Annotated in this window: 16 protein-coding genes; 10 read left to right on the top strand and 6 right to left on the bottom strand. The window is 65.3% G+C overall.

Annotated elements, in window-relative coordinates; genetic code table 11:
• The first annotated feature begins 9 nt into the window (after window positions 1-9).
• The gene (locus ACLMAL_RS02645; protein WP_411997604.1) at window positions 10-1,716 is read left to right on the top strand and encodes a bifunctional metallophosphatase/5'-nucleotidase; all 1,707 of its coding nucleotides are present in this window, start codon (window positions 10-12) and stop codon (window positions 1,714-1,716) included.
• Window positions 1,717-2,057: 341 nt separating this feature from the next.
• Window positions 2,058-4,106, top strand: coding sequence for an SDR family oxidoreductase (locus ACLMAL_RS02640; protein ID WP_411997603.1), 2,049 nt, complete (start codon window positions 2,058-2,060; stop codon window positions 4,104-4,106).
• Between the two features lie 90 nt (window positions 4,107-4,196).
• On the opposite strand, the gene ACLMAL_RS02635 is transcribed toward ACLMAL_RS02640, so the two are convergent.
• The 3 genes from ACLMAL_RS02635 to ACLMAL_RS02625 all read right to left on the bottom strand — a co-directional run bounded on the left by ACLMAL_RS02635 (window position 4,197) and on the right by ACLMAL_RS02625 (window position 7,274).
• A complete protein-coding gene (locus ACLMAL_RS02635; RefSeq protein ID WP_406229632.1) occupies window positions 4,197-4,859 on the bottom strand; it encodes a cutinase family protein in 663 nt (220 codons plus the stop codon).
• A gap of 509 nt (window positions 4,860-5,368) precedes the next feature.
• On the bottom strand, window positions 5,369-6,031 hold the full coding sequence (locus ACLMAL_RS02630; RefSeq protein WP_411997602.1) for a cutinase family protein: 663 nt from the start codon (window positions 6,029-6,031) through the stop codon (window positions 5,369-5,371).
• Between the two features lie 229 nt (window positions 6,032-6,260).
• Entirely contained in the window at window positions 6,261-7,274 is a 1,014-nt protein-coding gene (locus ACLMAL_RS02625) for a zinc-binding alcohol dehydrogenase family protein (protein ID WP_411997877.1), read from the bottom strand.
• A 216-nt stretch (window positions 7,275-7,490) separates the two neighbouring features.
• Between ACLMAL_RS02625 and ACLMAL_RS02620 the strand changes: the two genes are divergently transcribed.
• Together ACLMAL_RS02620 and ACLMAL_RS02615 are read left to right on the top strand one after the other, a co-directional pair.
• Window positions 7,491-8,150: a TetR/AcrR family transcriptional regulator gene (locus ACLMAL_RS02620; protein WP_411997601.1), complete on the top strand. Its 660-nt coding sequence runs from the start codon at window positions 7,491-7,493 to the stop codon at window positions 8,148-8,150.
• A complete protein-coding gene (locus ACLMAL_RS02615; protein WP_411997600.1) occupies window positions 8,147-9,838 on the top strand; it encodes an FAD-binding dehydrogenase in 1,692 nt (563 codons plus the stop codon). The genes ACLMAL_RS02620 and ACLMAL_RS02615 overlap by 4 nt, the downstream gene beginning before the upstream one ends.
• Before the next feature lie 19 nt (window positions 9,839-9,857).
• Here the strand turns inward: ACLMAL_RS02615 and ACLMAL_RS02610 are convergent, their stop codons facing one another.
• The 3 genes from ACLMAL_RS02610 to ACLMAL_RS02600 form a co-directional block, all read right to left on the bottom strand.
• A complete protein-coding gene (locus tag ACLMAL_RS02610; protein WP_411997599.1) occupies window positions 9,858-10,610 on the bottom strand; it encodes an expansin EXLX1 family cellulose-binding protein in 753 nt (250 codons plus the stop codon).
• A 371-nt stretch (window positions 10,611-10,981) separates the two neighbouring features.
• Entirely contained in the window at window positions 10,982-12,235 is a 1,254-nt protein-coding gene (locus ACLMAL_RS02605) for a bifunctional 3,4-dihydroxy-2-butanone-4-phosphate synthase/GTP cyclohydrolase II (protein ID WP_411997598.1), read from the bottom strand.
• A 73-nt stretch (window positions 12,236-12,308) separates the two neighbouring features.
• The gene (locus ACLMAL_RS02600; protein ID WP_411997597.1) at window positions 12,309-12,944 is read right to left on the bottom strand and encodes a PadR family transcriptional regulator; all 636 of its coding nucleotides are present in this window, start codon (window positions 12,942-12,944) and stop codon (window positions 12,309-12,311) included.
• A 187-nt stretch (window positions 12,945-13,131) separates the two neighbouring features.
• On the opposite strand from ACLMAL_RS02600, the gene ACLMAL_RS02595 reads away from it, so the two are divergent.
• From ACLMAL_RS02595 to ACLMAL_RS02570, 6 genes are all read left to right on the top strand, one after another.
• Window positions 13,132-13,314 carry a hypothetical protein gene (locus ACLMAL_RS02595; RefSeq protein WP_411997596.1) on the top strand — a complete coding sequence of 61 codons (183 nt, stop codon included), beginning with the start codon at window positions 13,132-13,134 and terminating at the stop codon, window positions 13,312-13,314.
• A 7-nt stretch (window positions 13,315-13,321) separates the two neighbouring features.
• Window positions 13,322-14,620: a KamA family radical SAM protein gene (locus ACLMAL_RS02590; protein WP_411997595.1), complete on the top strand. Its 1,299-nt coding sequence runs from the start codon at window positions 13,322-13,324 to the stop codon at window positions 14,618-14,620.
• Window positions 14,621-14,920: 300 nt separating this feature from the next.
• Window positions 14,921-15,964: a GNAT family N-acetyltransferase gene (locus ACLMAL_RS02585; RefSeq protein ID WP_411997594.1), complete on the top strand. Its 1,044-nt coding sequence runs from the start codon at window positions 14,921-14,923 to the stop codon at window positions 15,962-15,964.
• On the top strand, window positions 15,952-17,253 hold the full coding sequence (locus tag ACLMAL_RS02580; RefSeq protein WP_411997593.1) for an MFS transporter: 1,302 nt from the start codon (window positions 15,952-15,954) through the stop codon (window positions 17,251-17,253). The genes ACLMAL_RS02585 and ACLMAL_RS02580 overlap by 13 nt, the downstream gene beginning before the upstream one ends.
• Window positions 17,250-18,668 carry an amino acid permease gene (locus tag ACLMAL_RS02575; RefSeq protein WP_411997592.1) on the top strand — a complete coding sequence of 473 codons (1,419 nt, stop codon included), beginning with the start codon at window positions 17,250-17,252 and terminating at the stop codon, window positions 18,666-18,668. The genes ACLMAL_RS02580 and ACLMAL_RS02575 overlap by 4 nt, the downstream gene beginning before the upstream one ends.
• 432 nt (window positions 18,669-19,100) lie before the next feature.
• A complete protein-coding gene (locus ACLMAL_RS02570) occupies window positions 19,101-20,735 on the top strand; it encodes an MFS transporter (RefSeq protein WP_411997591.1) in 1,635 nt (544 codons plus the stop codon).
• Window positions 20,736-20,776 lie beyond the last annotated feature (41 nt).

The raw sequence follows: 20,776 nt of genomic DNA, 5'->3' as shown, positions 1-20,776 counted from the left end.
GTCTCGGTCATGAGAGCGCACCGTCGCATCACCGTGGTCATGGCCGGGTTCGTGAGCGTCACACTGGTCGCGAGCTGCGGCACCGGGTCGCAGCAGAACAGCGGTCCAACCGCTGCCACCGTGTCCGGCGTGATTCCTTTGATCTCCACCGACGACCTGCGAGCCGCGCAGCCCGACGAGGTGCACCTGTTCGGACTGAACGATCTGCACGGCAACCTCCAGCCGCCGAGCGGTTCGAGCGGAAAGGTCGCCGGGTACGAAGCCGGCGGGGCCGCGTACCTCGCCACACATTTGGCGCGGCTGAAGAAGGCCTATCCGGCCAGTGCCGTGGTCGCGGCGGGTGACAATATCGGCGCGAGTCCGCTGATGTCCGGGCTGTTCCACGACGAGCCGACGATTTCTTTTCTGAACTCCGCCGGACTGGCCGCGTCGGCGGTGGGAAATCACGAATTCGACAATGGTGTCATCGAATTGGCGCGTATCCAGCAGGGCGGCTGCGCACCGGACGGCTGTTCGCCCGGCGCGCCGTTCACCGGGGCGAAGTTCCCGCACCTGGCCGCGAACGTCACCGACGCCCAGGGCAGACTGCCAGCGGCGCTGCGCCCGTGGACCATGCTGGAAGTCGGCGGCCACCGGATCGGCGTTGTCGGCACCGTCACCCCCGACACCGCGAATATTGTTTTCCCCGAAGGCATTCGAGGCTTCACGTTCGGCGACGAGATCGACGCGATCAACGCCTATGTGCCCGAGATGAAGGCGGCGGGCGCCGAAACCATTGTGGCGCTGCTGCACGATGGCGGCGTCCAGAAGGCAGGCCCCGACGCGGCGGTCGACTACAACGGCTGCGCGAACATCACCCCCGAGGTCACCGCGCTTGCCACCCGCACCGACCCCGCGGTGCGGGCGCTGGTCACCGGGCACACCCATCAACCATATGTGTGCACGATCGAGGGCAAGGTGATCACCCAGGCCGCCTCCTACGGCAGGCTGATCACCGACATCACCCTGACATTCGGCACCGATAAGGTGCAGGCTTCGGCGGTGAATCGGGTGGTCACCCGCGAGGTCACCCCGGACTCGGCCACCGCCGACCTGGTCGCTTTCTATGCCGGCCAGGCCGCACCCCGGGCGGCCCGGGTGGTCGGCACAACGGCGCAGACGCTCGCACACGAACCGGCGGCCTCCGGCGAATCGCCACTCGGCGATGTCATCGCCGACTCCATGCTGGCGGCCACCTCGTCCGCGCCCGCCGCCGCGGTGGCGGCCTTCATGAATCCTGGCGGCGTGCGCGCCGATTTGAAATCCGGCGAGATCACCTACGGCGATATCTACACCGTCCAACCGTTCGGCAACCAGGTCGTCACCGTCACCCTCACCGGCAGCCAGGTACTGCGTCTACTGGAACAGCAGTGGGACAACCCGGGCAAGTCCACCGTGTTGTCGCCCGCCGGACTCACCTATACCTATGTCGCCTCCGCCCCGAAAGGCACCCAGGTCGTCGCCGACAGCATCCGCATCGCGGGCCTGCCCCTCAATCCGGTCGCCACCTATCGGATCACCACCAACAGCTTCCTCGCCGCGGGCGGCGACGGCTTCACCGTCTTCACCGAGGGTCTCGACAAGACCGTCGGACCTATCGACCTCGATGCCTTCGAGGCGTATGCGATGGGCCGCCCACCGCTGCAAGTACCCGCCGACCGTGCCGAAAAGCGTTAGCTCGCAACGCACCGGCAATCGCCCGTGTGCGGGCGATCACACACCAGCAGGTAATCTGGACAGACGACCAGTCATTACTTCAGGTAACTGAAATTCTGTGTAACACATACCCTTTGACCTGCACATACGGTGACCAAACCCACAGCCCACACGGGGCCCGGTAGCTTGCCCCGGCCGCACTGGCCGAACTAAAGTTACTCACCAGTAGGACGAAGGTGTCACCTACTTCGGCCCGACCGCTATCGCTCGGGGGCCGACATCACCAGATGTCCGCATTCACTGCTGCATGCCGGATGAGCGTTGTCCGACAACATGGTTCGAACAAGAAGCAGGAGATTGCGATGGCTACTACCTACATCGTGACGGGCGGTACCGGTTTTCTGGGGCGCCGGGTCGTGCAGGGACTCCTGGACGCGGATTCCGACGCCATTGTGCACGTGCTGGTGCGCGCCGGATCGCTGGCGAAATTCACCGAGCTGGCCGAAAACTGGCACGGCGGCGAGCGTGTCTTCGCGCTGGTCGGAGATCTCACCGCGCATAAGCTCGGACTCGACAAGGACGCGCCGCAGGCCGATCACATCATCCACCTCGGCGCTGTTTACGACATGACCGCCGACGAGGACACCGCACACGCCGCCAATGTCGCGGGCACCCACTCCGTGCTCACGCTGGCCCGCGAGCTGGGCGCGGTGCTGCACCACGTCTCCTCGGTGGCCGTCGCGGGCGATCACAAGGGCAAGTTCTTCGAGGAGGACTTCGACCTCGGCCAGCGCCTGACCTCGCCGTATCACCGCACCAAGTTCGCCGCCGAGCAGCTCGTGCGCGAATCGAGCGGCGTGCGCTGGCGCGTGTACCGACCCGCCATCGTGGTCGGTGATTCCCGCACCGGCGAGATGGACAAGATCGACGGGCCGTACTACTTCTTCCCCGCCATCGCCAAGCTGGGTGCCCTGCCCACCGATCTGCCCGTGCCGCTGCCCGATCTCGGCGCGACGAACATCGTGCCTGTCGACTATGTCGCGGCCGCCATGGTCGAGCTGGTGCGCCGAAACAGCTTGGACGGACGCACCTTCCACCTCGTCAATCCCGAACCGCAGCCCTTCGGCGAGATCTACGCCGCACTGGCGACAGCCGCGGGCGCACCGACCGGGATCGGCACGGTGCCCGGCAGTGGGCTCGCGCTCAACGGCCTCGCACATATCCCCGGCGTTCCCACCGTGCGCGATTTCCTGTTGGAGCAGATGGGAATTCCAGCCGCCGTCGCGCCACACACGTCCTTCTCCGCCGAGTTCATCTCCGACTCCACCCGCGCCCAGCTGCGCGGCACCGACTTGTCGGTGCCGTCCTTCGACAGCTACGCCGAGCGGCTCTGGGCCTACTGGCGTGAAAACCTCGACCCGAACCGCGATCACGCCACCGACAACGGTGACCCGTTCACCGGGCGAACCGTCCTGATCACCGGCGCATCGTCGGGCATCGGCCTCGCCACCGCGCATGCAGTGGCCAAACGCGGCGCGACCGTGCTCATGGTCGCCCGCGGCCGTGACGACCTGCTCGCGGCCGCCGCCGCCATTCGCGCCGAAGGCGGTGCGGCCCATGCCTATCCATGCGACATCACCGATGCCGACGCCGTCGACGCGCTGGTCACCAGCCTGCTCGCCGACCACGGTCACGTCGACTACCTGGTGAACAACGCGGGTCGGTCGATCCGCCGCTCGGTGCTCAATTCCACCGATCGCATGCACGATTTCGAGCGGACCATGGCGGTCAACTACTTCGGCGCGGTCCGGCTCATCCTCGCCCTGCTTCCCTCGATGCGGGCACGACGCTTCGGACACATCGTCAATATCTCCTCGATCGCCGTGCAGACCAAGGTGCCGCGCTTCGCCGCGTATGTGGCGAGCAAATCGGCCCTCGACAATTTCAGCGAGATCGCTGCAGTCGAAAATCAGGACGCAGGAATCACTTTCACCTCGGTACGGATGCCATTGGTCCGCACCGCGATGATCGCGCCCACCGACCTCTACCGCTCCCTCCCGGTCCCCGACCCGGACCAGGCCGCGACCATCGTCGTGCGGGCGCTGACCGACCGGCCCGACCGCATCGACACCCCCGTCGGTACCTTCGCCCAGGCCGTCGAACTGCTGATGCCGACGGTCAAACGCACCATCATGCACCAGGGCTTCCGGATGTTCGGCGAATCCCATGCGGCACAGGGCGTTCCTGCAACGGTCCCGGCCGTGCCGATCGCCGACTCCGACGAACGCCAGTCGGTGCCGGCGCCCAAGCGCAGCGCGCTGCTCGCCCTCGCACCGGTGCTGCTCCCGCTGATGGCGGTGCCGAGCCCCGCCGCGCGGGTGGCCAGGGTGGTCCCCGGCCTGCACTGGTAGCGCCTACCGCTCGGGTACGCACGGGTCCCCGAACACACCGGCGGCGGGGCCGACTCCAGTCGGTCCCGCCGCACGGATTTCCCGGTGGTTCTAGACCCGGCTCGCCGCGAACCAGGCGGCCGGCCACATCGCCCAGCCGTAGTTCGAGTGCTGGGTCGGGTCGATTCCGCCGCCACACACCGGATCACCGCCTGCGCAGTAATTCGCGGTGCGCCAACCGAAATGACCGGGGACGCTCCACCCGATGAGCCGGAGCGGATCACCGAACAGCAGCACCGCCGCCACCTTCCACTGCAGATCGCCGGGCAGCGGGTAGATGCCGGGCAGCGTGGTCACGATGCCGGTGCCGAGGACACCGTGCACGACAGCCGCGCCCTGCGAGTAGCCGACCAGGATGAACCGCTGATCCGGGCACCAGGCGGACTGCTGGATAACGCGGTCGGTCATGTCCTGGGTGCCGCGGCTGAGCGATGCCGGATCGAGCAGATCCGCAGGGTAATTCACGCGGTACGCGTCCACACTCACCGGAAGTGTTTGCAGGAGTGTGTCATACAGTGGATCGCCGATGACCGAACCGAGGAACCCTGGCTCGTGGGTGCCCCTGGCAACGATCACCTCCACCTCAGCACAGTCATCCGCCGATGCATGCATTCCTAGATTCGTCGTCGCTGTGACTCCGACCACGAGCAATAGCACCGCGAATACCCGCGCCGCCCGCCGCTTTTCGAACAGAGAAACCTTCCGGTTGACCATCGTGATCACCTCTCACGCCGTTGTGAGAAGCCGAGATTCTGACGATTGTCAGTGACAATTGCTCGGCTATATACGCGATGGTAGGGACGACCGGAGGTGCCGTCGAGCAACGGGACCCGAGCGATACCGAGTTACCGCACAATCGTGTCCTCGGTGGTCTCGCTGGAGTGACGAGAACCGCTGCGCCAGTGAAACGCCCGTGCGCGAGATCCGCGGGAGGGCGCGGTCCGCCGTATCCGGGGAGTACCCCCGCGCGGTCCGGTATATGCGGTGTTCGCCTGCCGGCACTAGGAATTCACGTGCCTCGACGCGGGTATCGGCGGTCGCCGAGCGAATTTCCCGCTCCTGGAACAGGTGCCGCTGATGGTTCGGCGCCGGGATGCCGCTGAGAGCGCATACCCGCGATGGCGAGCACACAGCTGATCATCGCTGCCGCGGCGATGCCGGCGCGACCGTTGTGGATCTATGACTGCCTTGCCAAGTCCCGCCGCGCGGATTTCCCGGTGGTTCTAGACCCGGCTCGCCGCGAACCAGGCGGCCGGCCACATCGCCCAGCCGTAGTTCGAGTGCTGGGTCGGGTCGATTCCGCCGCCACACACCGGATCACCGCCTGCGCAATGATCCGCGGTTCGCTCGGCGAATTGACCGGGGACGCTCCCGCCGTTGGCTCGGAGCGGATCGCCGAACAACAGCACCGCCACCACCTTCCATTCCAGATCGCCTGGCAGCGAGTGGATGCCGGGCAGCATGGTCACGACGCCGGTGCCGAGGACACCGTGCACAACGACCGCGCCCTGCGAGTAGCCGACCAGGATGAACCGCTGATCCGGGCAGTTCACCGACTGCTGGATGACGTGCTCGGTCAGGTCCTGGGTACCGCGGCTGAGCGATGCCGGATCGAGCAGGTCCGCGGTGTAGTTCACGCGGTACCGACTGGCGCTCACCGGAAGTGCTTGCCGGAGTGTGTCATACAGCGGATCACCGACTATCGAGCCGAGGTACCCCGATTCCTGGGTGCCCCTGGCAACCACCACATCGACATCCGCGCAGGATTCGGCCCATGCGTGCAATCCCAGGTTTGTCGTCGCCGTGATTCCGGCCGCGAGCAGTAGCACCGCGAATGCCCGGGTCGCCCGCCCCTTGTCGAACAGAGATACCTTCCGGTTGACCATTGCGATCGCCTCTCACACCATTGTGAGAAGCCGAGATTCTGACGATTGTCAGTGACAATTCTTCGGCTACACATCCTCATTGTAGGAAGGCTTCGAGGAGCCGTCGAGCAACCGAACGCGAGCGGCCGCGGGTCATCCGCCCGCTGCCCCGACCTCCTGATCTGCGTCGGCGCCGACGCTCGGCGCGGCAGTACGCCACACACTGACCTGGTTCGCCGGCTGCGCCCACTCAAGGGACAAGAACCGCTGCGCCGGTGAAGCGTCCGTGTGCTAGATCGGCGAGCGCGCGGTCGGCGGTATCGAGGGAGTAGCCCCGCGCGGTCAGGTGCATACGGTGTTTGCCTGCCAACGCCAGGAATTCACGAGCGTCGGCGCGGGTGTTGGCGGTCACCGACCGAATTTCCCGCTCCTGAAACAGATGCCGCTGATAGTTCAGGACCGGGATGTCGCTCAGATGGATGCCCGCGACGGCGAGCACGCCGCCGCGATCGAGCGCCGCCAGCGCGGGCAGCACCAGATCTCCGACCGGCGCGAACAGAATCGCCGAATCCAGTTGGACCGGAGGCCGATCCACGGCACCCTGCACCGACGCGGCGCCCAGATCCCTCGCCAGCTCGCGGGCGGCCGGGTCCCGAGTCATCACGTGCACCTCCGCACCACGCGCCAGCGCGACCTGGGCGGCGATATGCGCACTGCCACCGAAGCCGTAGATCCCCAGCCGACCGCCCGGCGGCAGCGCGGCCCGCTGCAGCGCGCGATATCCGATAATTCCGGCACACAACAGCGGGGCGGTGTCGATGTCGGAGTAGCCGGCGGGCAGTCGCAACGCGTAGGCCGCTGGGACCGTGGCGAACTGGGCGTATCCTCCGTCCGCATCCCACCCCGTGTACTCCGACTGCGGGCACAGATTCTCAGCGCCGCGTAGACAGTACCGACACACCCCGCAGGTATGCCGCAGCCACGCGATCCCTACTCGATCGCCTACCGCGAAGGCATCCGCGCCGCCCTGACGAACGCCAGGGCTCAGCGCCACTACCTCCCCGACGATTTCGTGCCCGGGCACCACGCCCGGCCGATGCACCGGCAGATCTCCCTCGGCCACATGCAGGTCGGTCCGGCAGACTCCGCATGCCAGCACCCGCACCAACAGCTCACCTGACCTGGGTTTCGGCACGGGCGCGCGAACGCGGTCCAACGGACCGCCATCGATAGGTCCCGGCCGCCGCACCCGCCAGCCGATCATCGACGCGGCGCCTGAAACCTCGCTCATATCGATCACTCCTCGCTGTCTGCAGGAAGGGTCGTATGGGGTCCCGGCACGCGCCGAGACAACAGTCTGAGTTCGACCCTACCCATTCGATTTCCCGAATTCGCGGCACCCGCTTCTGATACATTTCTGTATCGGATACATTCATGTATCCAAGATCCAGTCAGCCGGTCCAGCAGAAGGAGGTTCGCCTTGGCATCGCCCACAGCTGCGGCGAACCCAGCGAAACGGGTCACCCGCCGACGAATCGAAACCAAAAACCGCCTGCTCACAGCCGCCTACGAAGTCTTCGCCGAGGACGGCTTCGGCCGTTCCACTGTCGAGCGCGTGTGTGACCGCGCAGGATTCACCCGAGGCGCGTTCTACTCCAATTTCTCCTCGCTCGACGAGCTGTTTCTCGCGATGTGGGAGCAGCGGTCCGCGGCCATGCTCGGCGGTGTCCGGGCCACTCTCGACGAATTCTCGGTCGAGGGCGTGACCGACCTGCGCGCGGCGGTCGAACGCCTCGATCGTGCGGTGCGGATCGACGAGGCCTGGTACCGCATCACCGCCGAGTTCACCACTCACGCACTGCGCACCCCGGCGCTGCGACAGGTGATGGCCGCCCGCGAGGAAGCGATCGTCGCGGCGCTGATACCGACCATCGTCGCCGCACTGGCCCGCGTCGGGCGCACCGTCCCCGACCCGGCCGCACTCGGGCAAGCCCTCGTCGCCGTGCACGACGGCACTACCGTGCAGGTCCTGATGGAACCACGCAGTCGTCGGGTGCGCCGCCGACGCACCGAACTCCTGTGCCACGTCGTACTGGCCTACAGCACAACGACCGAACCCAGCACCGCAACCGAAGGATGAACATGGCCAACCGCAGTCCCGAATTCGCGCAAGAGGCAGACGTCATCGTCGTCGGCGCGGGCCTCGCCGGGCTCGTGGCAACCCACGAGCTGGTCAAGGCGGGCCGCACGGTGCATGTCCTGGACCAGGAGAACCGCAACAACCTCGGCGGGCAGGCGTTCTGGTCGCTCGGTGGACTGTTCTTTGTCGATAGCCCGGAGCAGCGACGCCTCGGCATCAAGGACTCCTACGAGCTGGCCCTGCAAGACTGGCTCGGCTCGGCGGGCTTCGACCGCGACGCCGAGGACCACTGGGCCCGCCGGTGGGCGCAAGCGTATGTCCGATTCGCCGCCACCGAGAAGCGGGATTATCTGCGTGACTTGGGTTTACGCGTGACACCGCTGGTCGGCTGGGCCGAACGCGGCGGGGCATTCGCCGACGGTCACGGCAATTCGGTGCCCCGCTTCCACCTGACCTGGGGCACCGGCCCGGAGGTGGTGCGGGTGTTCCAGGAACCGGTGCTCGACGGCGAGCGCCGCGGCCTGGTCGGCTTCAGTTTCCGCCATCAGGTCGATGAGCTGATCGTCGAGGACGGCTCCGTTGTCGGTGTGCGCGGCAGCGTGCTGGAGGACACCGATCTGGAGCGCGGCAAGGCCTCGTCACGAAACGTGGTCGGCGACTTCGAGTTCCGCGCGAAGGCGGTAATCGTGACCTCCGGGGGCATCGGCCACAATCACGAACTGATCCGCCGCAACTGGCCGACCGACCGGCTCGGACCCTGCCCCGAGACCCTCATCTCCGGCGTGCCCGCGCACGTCGACGGCCGGATGCTCGGCATCACCGAGTCCGCGGGCGGCGCGATCGTCAACCGTGACCGCATGTGGCACTACACCGAGGGCATCATCAACTGGGACCCGATCTGGCCCGACCACGCCATCCGGATCATTCCCGGCCCCTCGTCACTGTGGTTCGACGCCAATGGAAAGCGTTTGCCCGCACCATGTTTCCCGGGTTTCGACACCAACTCCACGATGAAGGAGATTCTGGCCACCGGCCACGACTACTCCTGGTTCGTGCTCACCCAGTCGATCATCGAGAAAGAGTTCGCGCTCTCGGGTTCCGAACAGAACCCGGACATCACCGGCAAGGACCTCAAACTCACGCTCAAGAGCCGGGTGGCCAAGGGCGCACCCGGACCGGTCGAAGCGTTCAAGCAGCACGGTGTCGATTTCGTGGTTGCCGACACGCTGCGCGAATTGGTCGACGGCATGAACAAGATCGCGCGCGGTCCGCACCTGGACCACGACGAGCTGGAACGCCAGATCGTCGCCCGCGACCGCGAACTGGCCAACAAGTACTCCAAGGACGCACAGCTGATGGCGATCACCAACGCGCGCCAATACTTTGGGGACAAGGCGGGCCGGGTGGCCAAGCCGCACCGCATCCTCGATCCCGCGCACGGACCGTTGATCGCGGTGCGGCTGAATATCCTCACTCGCAAGACGCTCGGCGGCCTGCAGACCAACCTCGACTCGCAGGTGATGCGCGAGGACGGCACCGTCCTGCCCGGGCTCTACGCCGCGGGCGAGGTCGCCGGGTTCGGCGGTGGCGGCGTACACGGCTACAACGCGCTCGAGGGCACGTTCCTCGGTGGTTGCATCTTCTCCGGTCGGGCTGCCGGTCGCGCATTGGCCACGAAACTCGCCTGACCGCAACCGTTTCCGCCTGTCAGGGCCGACAGCCCGAGGCCCGGCCCGACGTCTGCACGGCCCGGATGCTCGGTGCCGGTGCTGCTGCGATCGGAGCCGAAGCCGTCGGCGGAGCCGCCACCGACGCGACCGAATACAGCTGTATACCGGTGAACCGCTGCCCAGGCTCCAGCGAGATCCCCGACACCTCCACCTGGTGCCCGTATACATCGATAACCCGAGCCGAGAACGGTCCCGGTCCCGCACCCGAAATCGTCCAGTAGTTGTCCCTCCCGCGGTTGAGTTCCTGCCAGCCACCGCCAGTGGTCGGCCGGATCGCGACGCGCTGGATGGGATTTCCAGATCCGCTCACCAGGATGGCCAGCCACTGCGCCGAGGAGTCCGGTTTCACCTCGTAGAACAGTTCGGGCGCGGGATCCGGGTCACGGACGACCGTGTAGCCGACCTGAGCGACGCCATCGGACTGCTCGGCGATCTGCTCGAAGGCGGCGGCGCTCAGATCCAGTTGTCCCGGAGCGCATCCGGGACAGCGGTCGGCGATGAGCGCGCGGACATCGCCGCGCGGGCCGTGCACATCGAGGTAGGCGCCGCACAGGTCGGCGTTGCCGTACTCCTGCGTGGACACCCCGACGTAGAAGCCGTCCAAAGGCAGGGCCGGAAAAGAACAGGCCACGCCCTGACTGAACTCGTAGTATCGCGCCTCGCCGGACACACCGGGATCGGGTGGGTACTGCGTGTGCCGCGCTGCGAAACCGGAACTACTGGTAGCCATCGGTATTCGTGCCGTCGTAAGGTCTTCGCTGACGGCGTGTGTGGTGTCGCACCACGCGGGTACAGGCCGTGTCACCCAGACCACCACCCCGGCAGCCGCCACCATCGCCCCGAGGGTCGACCACAGCCAACCCGAGCGGAAGTGTGCTTGCTTGATCGGTAATCGGTGCACCGCTGTCCCCGGCTTCCGGCTCACCCAACTCGCGGACTGTCCATCCTGACTGCATCAGGAAAGCAGTTGAAACGGCAACACAGGTCTCGAACGAAAATCTTCGCAGGGAAACACCCACAGCGCGGCAATCTTGCCGCAAATAGCCAGCATTCACCTCGGCCACAGCGGTGCGAGCCGGAAAAGATCCGGAGCACCACCGTTTACGAAGTAGCCCGTTCCGGCACCGTATCCACCTCGGAGAGCTGGTGGTCCATCCGGTCCCGTTTGGCGCGCAGGTAGCGAATGTTGTGTTCGGTCGGGGTCGACTGGAGCGGCAGCCGCCGCACCACAGTGATACCGTGCTCCACCAATCCGGCCGCCTTGGCCGGGTTGTTGCTCAGCAGCCGTACCGATCGGATGCCGAGATCGGCGAGTACCTGTGCACCCGCCGCATACCGACGGGCATCCACCGGCAACCCGAGCGCAAGGTTGGCCTCGACGGTATCGGCGCCACGATCCTGTAATTCGTAGGCACGCAACTTGTTCAGCAGACCGATGCCGCGCCCCTCTTGGCCGCGCAGGTACACGACCACACCGCTGCCCTCCGCCGCGACCGCACGCATCGCGGCATCGAGCTGATCGCCGCAGTCACAGCGCAGTGAGCCGAGTGCGTCGCCGGTGAGGCACTCCGAATGCAACCGCACCAGTGCCGAATCGCGGCGCGGCTCGCCGAAGACCAAGGCGAGGGTTTCGGTTCCGGTGAGGTCGTCGCGATAGCCGAGCACCCGGAACTCACCGAATCTGGTAGGCAGCCGGGTCTCCACGACCCTGGTGAGTGTGCGCTCGACGCGGCGGCGGTAGTCGATCAGATCGGCAATAGAAATGATCGGCAGACCGTGCGCAGCGGCGAAGTCGAGCAGGTCGGGCAGCCGCGCCATCGATCCGTCGTCGAGCACGATTTCGGCGATCACACCGGCGGGCCGCAGCCCCGCGAGCCTGGTCAGATCGACGGCAGCCTCGGTGTGGCCGGCGCGGCCGAGTACACCGCCGGGGTGCGCGCGCAGCGGGAACACGTGCCCCGGCCTGGTCAGCTCGTCATAACCGGTGCGTGGATCGGCGAGCAGCTGCACGGTGCGAGCCCGATCGGCGGCCGAAATGCCCGTTGTCACACCGGAAGACGCATCGACCGACACGGTGTACGCAGTGCCCTTGGGATCCTCGTTGACCGCTGTCATCGGTGGCAGTCGGAGCCGATCGAGGTCCGCGCCCGCCAGTGGCGCACACAGCACACCGCTGGTGTGGCGCACCATGAAGGCGATGGTCTCCGGCGTCGCCAATTCGGCAGCGAGCACCAAATCGCCTTCGTTCTCCCGGTTTTCGTCATCGACGACCACGACCATGCTACCCGCCGCGAGCGCGGCGAGCGCCGCCTCGATCGTGTCCAACGACCGCTGCCGCACGAATTCGGTACCCATGACCACCTCCTATATGCCTAGTAGATATATATCTGTTAGTCATAGGAAGAGGCAGTCCCGCTGAGTGGACAGCTCAGGAAGCGCGTTTACCCTTGGCTTTCGGAGCCCGCTTCTGCGGTTGCCCGGCAGCGAGCTTGTCGACATCGGCGAGGAGCTCCTGCGCGAAATCGCGCTCGGCCTCGTAGTGGCGGACACACCACCGCAGCACAGCGCCCGGGTAGGCCCAGTCGGGGTTCTCATCGGCGCCCTCGGCATCGACCTCGGCCAGCTTGCGCATCTTCTCGGCGTAGCCGATGTGCTCGGTCAGAATGCCGCGCAGCCGCTCGGGTTCGGCGAGATGGCCGAGCCAGGCCCGCAGCATCACGCTGTGCTTGAGCACGGGCGCCTCCACCGGCGCGTGATTCACCCACTGCGCCGCCGCCGCGCGGCCGGCGTCGGTGATCGCGTACATCCGCTTGCCGCGCACGCCGTCGTCCTGCAGGACGGTGCGCGAGGTGGCGTAGCCATGCTTCTCCAGCCGCTTGAGCTCGGCGTAGATCTGGCTGAACGACGGGCTCCAGTAGAAGAATTGCAGGCTCCAATCGGCCCATTTCTTCAGGTCGTAGCCGGAGAGTTCGTCGGCGTGCGAGAGCATTCCGAGCACGGCCCAGCTGGTCGTGGGCAGATCGGGAATCCCGGCCTCTGCGGAGGCAGGCTTGGCATCGGTCACGGTAGGACTATATCTCTTAGGCATATTCCGGGTGTTAGGACACTATTCCACAGCGAATTCGCCCCGCTCAATGTGCAGTTCCGCCGTCCTTGCACTCGGCGAGTCCAACTCACCGATGCAGGGCGTGGGCCTCTGCGGAGGTGGGCACGTTGAGCCTCGAGACCCATCTGCGAGATCGCATCAGTACTTGGAGACGCTGCGGTGGCGCATCGTCGAGCTCCTCGAGGCGATTTACAGATTCTCATCACGATTTAACGGCACGCTTATTAAAGTAACGTTGTATGGCGGCACGTTAAATGAGGTGCATGGCGGCGGGGTCGCCTTGCTGCCCTTTCCGGTGGCCTCCGAAACGCCGCAGAAGGGGAGCTGACAGTCAGATGAAAATCTACAGCGGCGACCGACTTGCCGAACTGGCCCACCGTCACGGCCTGCCCGACGACTACCTTCGTGACCTGCGCGTTGTGTCCTCGGTGCTGCCGTTTCGGGTGAACGACTATGTCGCAGAGGAGCTGATCGACTGGGCGGCGGCACCGGACGACCCGATGTTCCGGCTCACGTTTCCGCACCGGGACATGCTGCCTCCGCAATTGTTTGCGAGCATCGCCGAACTCCACGATGCAGGCTCTTCGCGGGATGTGCTCAGCAAGGTCGCTGCTGAGGCTCGCAGCCGGCTCAATCCGCATCCCGGCGGTCAGATCGACGCCAACATCCCAAGGTTGGATGGGCAACCGGTGCTCGGTCTGCAACACAAATACCGCGAGACGGTGTTGGTGTTTCCGTCCCAGGGGCAGACCTGTCATGCGTACTGTGGCTACTGCTTCCGCTGGGCCCAGTTCGTCGGCTCCGAAACCCGACAGGCGCTCTCGGCGCCTGCCACCATGGTCGCCTATTTGCAGCGGCATCCGGAGGTCACCGATGTGCTGTTCACCGGTGGTGACCCGATGATCATGAAGACGGCGGTGCTGCGTCGTTGGGTCGATCCACTGCTGACACCGAACCAGGAGCGGATCCGTACGCTGCGGTTCGGGACAAAGGCGCTGTCCTACTGGCCCGCCCGGTTCACCGCAGGCACGGATGCCGACGACCTGCTCAGGCTGTTCGAGCGATGTGTCGCAGTCGGCCGTCACGTCGCGGTGATGGCGCACTTCTCCCATGCACGGGAATTGCAGACCACCACTGTTCAGCGGGCGATCGCCAGAGTGCGGGCCACCGGCGCGGTAATCAGGGCACAGGCGCCGCTGATCGCGCACGTCAATGACGAGGCCGAAGCCTGGGCAGATATGTGGCAGCGGCTGGTCGAGTTCGGAGTGGTCCCGTACTACATGTTCGTCGAGCGGGACACCGGCGCCCGCAGCTACTTCGAGGTTCCGCTGACCAAGGGGTTGGACATCTACTCCGAAGCCATGAGGAGGGTGTCCGGGCTGGCCCGAACCGCCCGCGGCCCGGTGATGTCCACCCGAATCGGCAAGGTGCTGATCGACGGCGCCCCCACCATCATGGGCAGGAAAGTGCTTGCCCTGCGCATGCTGCAAGCCCGGGATCCGGACCACGTCGGGCAGCAGTTTTTCGCAGGCTACGACCCGACCGCACACTGGCTGGACGACCTGGAGCCAGTGCTCGGCTCCGTGATCCCGGCGCTTTTGCCCGATGAGTCGAAAATTGGCTATCGGCACTAGTGCAATCGCTGCTCCCCCGGTTGAACGTCAGCGAGGTGATGGCCCGGTTCTCGGTTGGCGTCACACATTCCGATAGGTAGCGGAGTAGTTCCTCAACGGCCCGATCATTCTCGGCGCCACCGACCTGGTGGCCTGCCGATCCGGCGACGCTCACGGATGCCGAACAGGACTCACCGATTCTGCCATGATATGACGGCGCGCTTGATAAAGTGTCACCAGTTAGCGGCACGTTAGATAACGGCAGGTCGGCGATATCGTCAGCTCCTGCCTGTCCATCAGAATCTGTGGTGAGTAATGCAGGTGACACTGACAACGTCCGAAATCCGCCCCCCGGAATGGGATTCGCTGGCGGCCTCGACTGCGGATTTCGAGGTATCGCCGCAATGGCTGGAGGCGATGGCTCCGCTGTTACCCGGCGAACCACGCTGGCTGGTCGCCCATGTAGATGGTCAGCCGCAGATCGGGCTGCACACCCGGCTATTGAAAACCCCTCCGGAAGAGCCGCGCTACGACATCGCGGCTGTCCTCCGTGGAGATATCCCATCGCTGGAGCCGCGCCCTGCACTCCTGTCCAAGGCGCCCGATAGCGAATCGCTTTATCCAGCCGTGTTGGCATTGCTGCCCGGCTACACCTGCGTGCCCGCGGGGCCTGGTGCGACCGACCCGGATCTGCTGGCCGGAACCCTGCGAGCCATGGACACCTGGGCTGGGCAGCAGGGTGCTCGGTCGGTGTCGTTCCTCTATGTTCCTGAGCGGCAAAAGATCCTGCAGCGCGCCTTGGAAGAGTTCGGTGCACGGCCGGTACAGCTGTACCCGACCTGCGTCATGCCGGTGACATTCGGCAGCATGGAGGAATATCTGACGCAACTGGGGGGCGGGCGGCGCGCGGGACTGCGTCGGTTGCTGCGCTGGTTGGACGAGACCGGAATGACCCTCGGTGAGGAGGACCTGAGCGAGGTTCGCGAGGAAGTTCTGGAGCTACGGATGGGATTGCTTCGCAAATACCATCATTCGGCCGATGACCGGGACGCCCAGCTGGCGACCATAGACCGAATTGTCCGCAACTATCCACCAGCGGACCGGGCACTGACCACCCTCCGGCGTGGCGACCAGATGGTTGGCTTCACATTGGGGCTGCGCCATGGTGACACGTTGCGGGGGCTTTGGTCCGGGCAGCTTCCCGAGGCTCGCGGCGCCTACTTTCTGCTGGTGTTCTACGGCGAGGTCGAGGCCGCGTTGCGGCGTGGGATAACGAGCCTCAATTACGGAACGCTGCAATGGCAGGAGAAGATCTCCTTCGGTTGCAGGCTGGAGCAGTTGGTCGGCCACACATGGTCGCTCTGATTCGACTCGGCGGAACCCGACTATTCCTTGCGGGTCAAGCAGTTTCACTGCTCGGCGATGGGCTGGCTATTCTGGCGATCCCGCTGTTGGTGCTGGAACTGACGCACAACCCGGCGGCAGCGGCGCTGGCCTCGGTGCCCCGCGCGGTCGGCTACCTGGTCGCGGGGCTGCCCGCTGGCCCGTTGATCGATCGCGCCAATCCCTGGCATGTTCTCATTGCCGCCGACATAGTGCGGGTGGCCATCTTCGCGACGCTGTTCGGACTTTCGGTCAGCGGGAGCGACTCGGTCGGGGTCATTCTTGCGCTTGCGTTTATTTCGGGCGTTGCCGGAGTGTTCTTCGAGACTGCGCTGGCGGTCGCGGTCCGCGACCTCTGTCGAGATCGAGAACTTGTGCGTGCCAACTCTTTTCTCGAATCCGCGAGTCAATCGTCGATTCTGCTCGGACCGATGGCTGTCGGGTTGCTCGCTGTCAGTGTCGGATTGGGCGCTGCGCTACTGGTGAACGCGGGCACGTTCGTGGTGTCACTTGCGACGCTGTGGGGGGCCTCCCGCCGCGCGACCCGGATTTCCGACCCCCACGGCTGGGCGCCGTGGCGTCGGTTCGGGGCCGAATTCCGTAATGGTCTGCGCTATCTCGCGACCACCTCGATCCTGGTGTCGCTTGCGGTCCTGGCCGTCGTCGCAAATCTTTGTCTCGGTGCCGCGACGCTCGTGGTGTTCTTCGCTCGCGACTATTTGAGCGCCGCGCCGTGGCTGGTCGGCTTGGTTGTGGCGGGCGGCGGACTCGGTGGCGTGCTCGGCGCGGCGACTGCTCCCGCACTCATCGCTCGGTTCCATCCGGTTCCGTTGTGCGTCGCGGCCACCCTGGTTACCGGTGTCGCGCTGGCGTCGGTGGGCCTGGCGCCCACTGTCTGGTGGCTTGCGGCGAGCAATCTCGTGTTGGTCTGGTCCGATGTACTGGCCAGCATTGTGGTCCGGACACTGCGACAGCAGATAGTCCCGCGTGAACTCCTCGGCCGGGTGACCAGCGCGGTGCGGTGGGTTGTGCTGGCCACGACTCCGCTGGGGGCGGTCCTCGCGGGGTTGCTCACGCAACTTGCCGAAAACGATCCCCGCCCGGCATTTCTGGTCGCTGCGGCACTTCTCGGGGTATCCACCCCGGCCATCTGGGCTGTCGGGCTGCGTCGCCACCGAAACACTCCCATGCTTCCTGTCCGGCATGGCCCCTCCCCTGGGGCGTCCTCGGATCGGTCGACCACGTCACTCGTCGAAAGAAGGTCCCTGTGACAACTTCGTCACGTACGTCTCGGCCACTCGAGCACACCATCAATACTCGGCAGCTCACGATGATCGGAATCGGCGGAGTCATCGGTGCCGGATTGTTCGTCGGTAGTGGCAAGGTGATCTCGTCGGCCGGGCCAGGCATCGTGTTCGTCTATCTGGGCACGGGCCTGGTCGTCATCCTGGTGATGCGGATGCTCGCCGAACTGGCGACAGCCAGTCCGGAATCCGGATCGTTTTCGACATACGCTTCGCGGGAACTGGGTTCGTGGGCCGGACTTGCGGTGGGCTGGTTGTACTCGTATCACTGGTGTGTCACGGTCGCATTCGAGGCGATCGCCGGGGCCGCGATCGCTAGTCAGCTCGTACCCGGAGTTCCGACGTGGTTATGGGCGCTGGGTTTCATGGCCGTTCTGACGGGCGTCAACTTGGCAGAGGTCACCTCATTTGCCCGATTCGAGTTCTGGTTCGCCATGATCAAAGTCGCCGCGATTGTCGCATTCATGTCTATCGGCGTCGCCGCCGTCAGCGGCTTACTGCCACACGTGGACTCCCCGGGTGCCTCGAATTGGGTCGACAACGGAGGCTTGTTCCCCGCGGGGATGGCTCCGCTCCTGCCCGCAGCGTTGACGGTATTCTTCTCGTACTTCGGAACGGAGCTGGTGACGATCGCTGCCGGTGAAGCCAAGGATCCGGTCGACGCGGTGCGTCGCAGCATGCGCAGCGTCGGGTGGCGAATCTTCGTCTTCTACGTGGGCTCGATCGCGGTCGTTGTTACGTTGATGCCCTGGAATACCGCTGAGATCACCAAGAGTCCGTACACGGCGGTATTGAACACACTGCACATTCCCGGCGCGCAAACCATCATGAATCTGGTCGTGCTCACCGCCGTGCTGTCATGCTTGAACTCGGGGATCTACTCGTCGTCTCGGATGTTGTTCTCGTTGTCTCAGCGTGGCGAGGGGCCGGGTGTACTCACGCGGGTAACCGGACGCGGTGTCCCGGTCAACGCGGTCCTCGGTGCGTCCAGTGCCGGATTCCTCGCTGTCATCGCAAACTATTTCCTGCCGACCGGAGCGGTATTCACGTTCCTGCTCAGCTCCTCCGGCGCGGTGGCGATTGTTGTCTACCTGTGCATCTGCGCGACCCAGATCGTCGGGCGCCGCAGGAAATCCGCCTCGGAGAATGCCGCTCTGCCGGTAAGGATGTGGGGTTTCCCCTACCTGTCGTATTCGGTGACGGCGATACTGCTGATTATCATCGGCGCAATGGCGTTCTCATCCACATCATGGACGCCGCTCATGCTCACGATAGTTGTCACGGTTGCCGCCGTGATTGCCGGAGTCGTGCATCAGAAGGTGCATCCGGCAGCGCGCCGTCCCGACACCGCACTAGTCGATTTCGATGCAGTCTCGGACTGAAGCGTCATCATTCTGTCCGGATCAGCGAACCCAGCAAATCCGGATCCTCGAGTCGGCGAAGAACCACCTCTTCGACAAACGCATCAACTAAGTCAGCCCTTCGCGTCACGCAGCTGTTTGCTTGCATGCGTAGTCGCGGCGGCGGCGGCGCAACGCCGAGACACCACTGACAGGCGAGCCACATCCGCTGATGACCGATAGCAATCGGCATCCACTATCCCCCAACGACGGGCGCACCGGCAGGACCCACCGGTATCCAGCACGTTATGGACACTCGGATGCGGCGAGTTCGCTGCGAACCGAGTGTCCTAACGGGTGAAACATCTCGTTGAGTGGGATTCGCCAGGTCCGGATTCCCCAACCTTGTGACAGGTTTCACAACACGCAATTCCTGCGCACCCGAACGTAGTTCCCGAACACCGGAGCGTGGCCATGTCCACCATTCCCAAAGATCCGACCACTGCCGAAAGTCCAGGCAGCATAATCGAATCCGATGCCGACACCGGCAGACTCGACGGCGCGTCGCGCGCCAGGATTTTCACTGTCCTCGCGGTCATCGTGCTGTTCACCGAGGTCGCGCCGATGCAATACACCATCGTTGCGGCCGCGTTGCAGAAGATCGCGCCCACCTTCCCCAGCGTCGGCGCGAACATCAACTGGGCGATCATCGTCTTCGGCCTCATCGGCGCTGCTGCCTCCCCGCTCATCGGCAAGATGAGCGATGTCTGGGGCAAGAAGCGGATGTTCCTGGTCTGCGGCATGCTCTTCATGCTCGGCTGCGTACTGGACGCCGTCACCGACAGCTGGGCGATCTTCCTCATCGGGCGCGGCCTGCAGGCCACCGCCATCGCCACCGCGGTGATCGCGTATGGCCTGATCCGAGATCTGATGCCGCGCAAGTATGTACCGCTCGGCTTGGGTGTCACCGCCACCGGCCTCGGCTTCTCCGCGATCGGCGGACCGTTGCTCGGCGGCTATCTCGTCGACAACTACAGCTGGCGTGCCATCTTCTGGGTGCTCGCCGGATTTACCCTGCTGGTGCTTCCACTGGTGTGGTTGGTCGTGCCCGAGTCCAAGCTGCGGGTCAAGGAGCGCATCGATGTGCTCGGCGCCGTCCTGCTCTCGGCGGGCGCCGGACTCACCCTGATCTACCTCGACAAGGGTCAGGATTGGGGATGGAGCAAGCCGCTGACACTGGCCTGGTTGTTCGGCGGCATTGCGCTGCTGGTGGTGTTCGTGGTGGTCGAGCTCAATGTCGCCCGCCCGATCATGGATATGAAATTGCTGTTCCATCCCCGAGTCACGCTGGTACTCGGCGGTGCGCTGTTCGCCTCGTTCCTCATCGGCGTCCAGTCCTACGCACTCGGCTACATGACACAGACCCCGAACTCCGACACTGTCGCGGCAGGCGTCCAGCAGGCGACCCTCGCCCAGATCCAGCAGCAAACCGGCCAGCCCATGCCCGCCGCCGCAGTTCAGGTCGCCCTCGACCCCGGCTACAGCTACGGAAACGGTTTCACCCTCCTCGAATTCGCGGTCCGCATCGCCCTGCTGCAAGCCGTGCTCGCCATGATCTGCGGCGCCGCCGCAGGCGCACTGGCCCGCAAGATCGGCGCCCGCATCCCCTTGGTCTTCTCCCTCGTCCTGTTCGCGAGCGCGGGCGTCTGCTACGCGGTCCTCCCCCACACCTGGGTCGTATTCCTCTGGGTGAGCGCGGCATTCGGCATCGGCTTCGGCTTCTACTACGCCTCCATGCCCATCCTGATGGTCGAAGCCGTCCCTCAGGAACAACAGGGCATCAGCCTCGGCATGCTCGGCGTCATGCAATCCATGGGCGTGGCCATCGGCCTGGCCATCGTCACCGCCTATCTCAACGCCAGCCCCATCACCGCCCAGGTGAGCGTCGCGGGCCAACCCCCACAGGGCAGTGTCATCCCCCAGGTCTTCGCCGACCACGGCTACGAAATGGGCTTCTGGTTCGCCGCGGGAGCATCGGCAATCGCCTTGATCATCGCCCTGATCATGCGCCACGGCCGCACCCCCGCCACCGGCGGCACCGCCTACTGATCCCCGCCGGAAACAGGGAGATGGCGGCCGCCCCTCGGCAG

Origin of the sequence: Nocardia sp. CWNU-33, assembly GCF_046764895.1 — a bacterium.
In the GTDB taxonomy this organism is placed as follows: domain Bacteria; phylum Actinomycetota; class Actinomycetes; order Mycobacteriales; family Mycobacteriaceae; genus Nocardia.
The sequence above is the reverse complement of the archived record's forward strand: the minus strand, read 5'-3'. Positions and strand labels throughout refer to the sequence as shown.

Bases quoted from the DNA above. Each gene is read 5' to 3' on its own strand.
- ACLMAL_RS02645 (WP_411997604.1), top strand. From the start codon at position 10: ATGAGAGCGCACCGTCGCATCACCGTGGTCATGGCCGGGTTCGTGAGC.
- ACLMAL_RS02570 (WP_411997591.1), top strand. From the start codon at position 19,101: ATGTCCACCATTCCCAAAGATCCGACCACTGCCGAAAGTCCAGGCAGC.
- ACLMAL_RS02630 (WP_411997602.1), bottom strand. From the start codon at position 6,031: ATGGTCAACCGGAAGGTATCTCTGTTCGACAAGGGGCGGGCGACCCGG.
- ACLMAL_RS02615 (WP_411997600.1), top strand. From the start codon at position 8,147: ATGAACATGGCCAACCGCAGTCCCGAATTCGCGCAAGAGGCAGACGTC.
- ACLMAL_RS02605 (WP_411997598.1), bottom strand. From the start codon at position 12,235: ATGGGTACCGAATTCGTGCGGCAGCGGTCGTTGGACACGATCGAGGCG.
- ACLMAL_RS02610 (WP_411997599.1), bottom strand. From the start codon at position 10,610: ATGGCTACCAGTAGTTCCGGTTTCGCAGCGCGGCACACGCAGTACCCA.
- ACLMAL_RS02580 (WP_411997593.1), top strand. From the start codon at position 15,952: ATGGTCGCTCTGATTCGACTCGGCGGAACCCGACTATTCCTTGCGGGT.
- ACLMAL_RS02625 (WP_411997877.1), bottom strand. From the start codon at position 7,274: ATGATCGGCTGGCGGGTGCGGCGGCCGGGACCTATCGATGGCGGTCCG.
- ACLMAL_RS02635 (WP_406229632.1), bottom strand. From the start codon at position 4,859: ATGGTCAACCGGAAGGTTTCTCTGTTCGAAAAGCGGCGGGCGGCGCGG.
- ACLMAL_RS02590 (WP_411997595.1), top strand. From the start codon at position 13,322: ATGAAAATCTACAGCGGCGACCGACTTGCCGAACTGGCCCACCGTCAC.
- ACLMAL_RS02640 (WP_411997603.1), top strand. From the start codon at position 2,058: ATGGCTACTACCTACATCGTGACGGGCGGTACCGGTTTTCTGGGGCGC.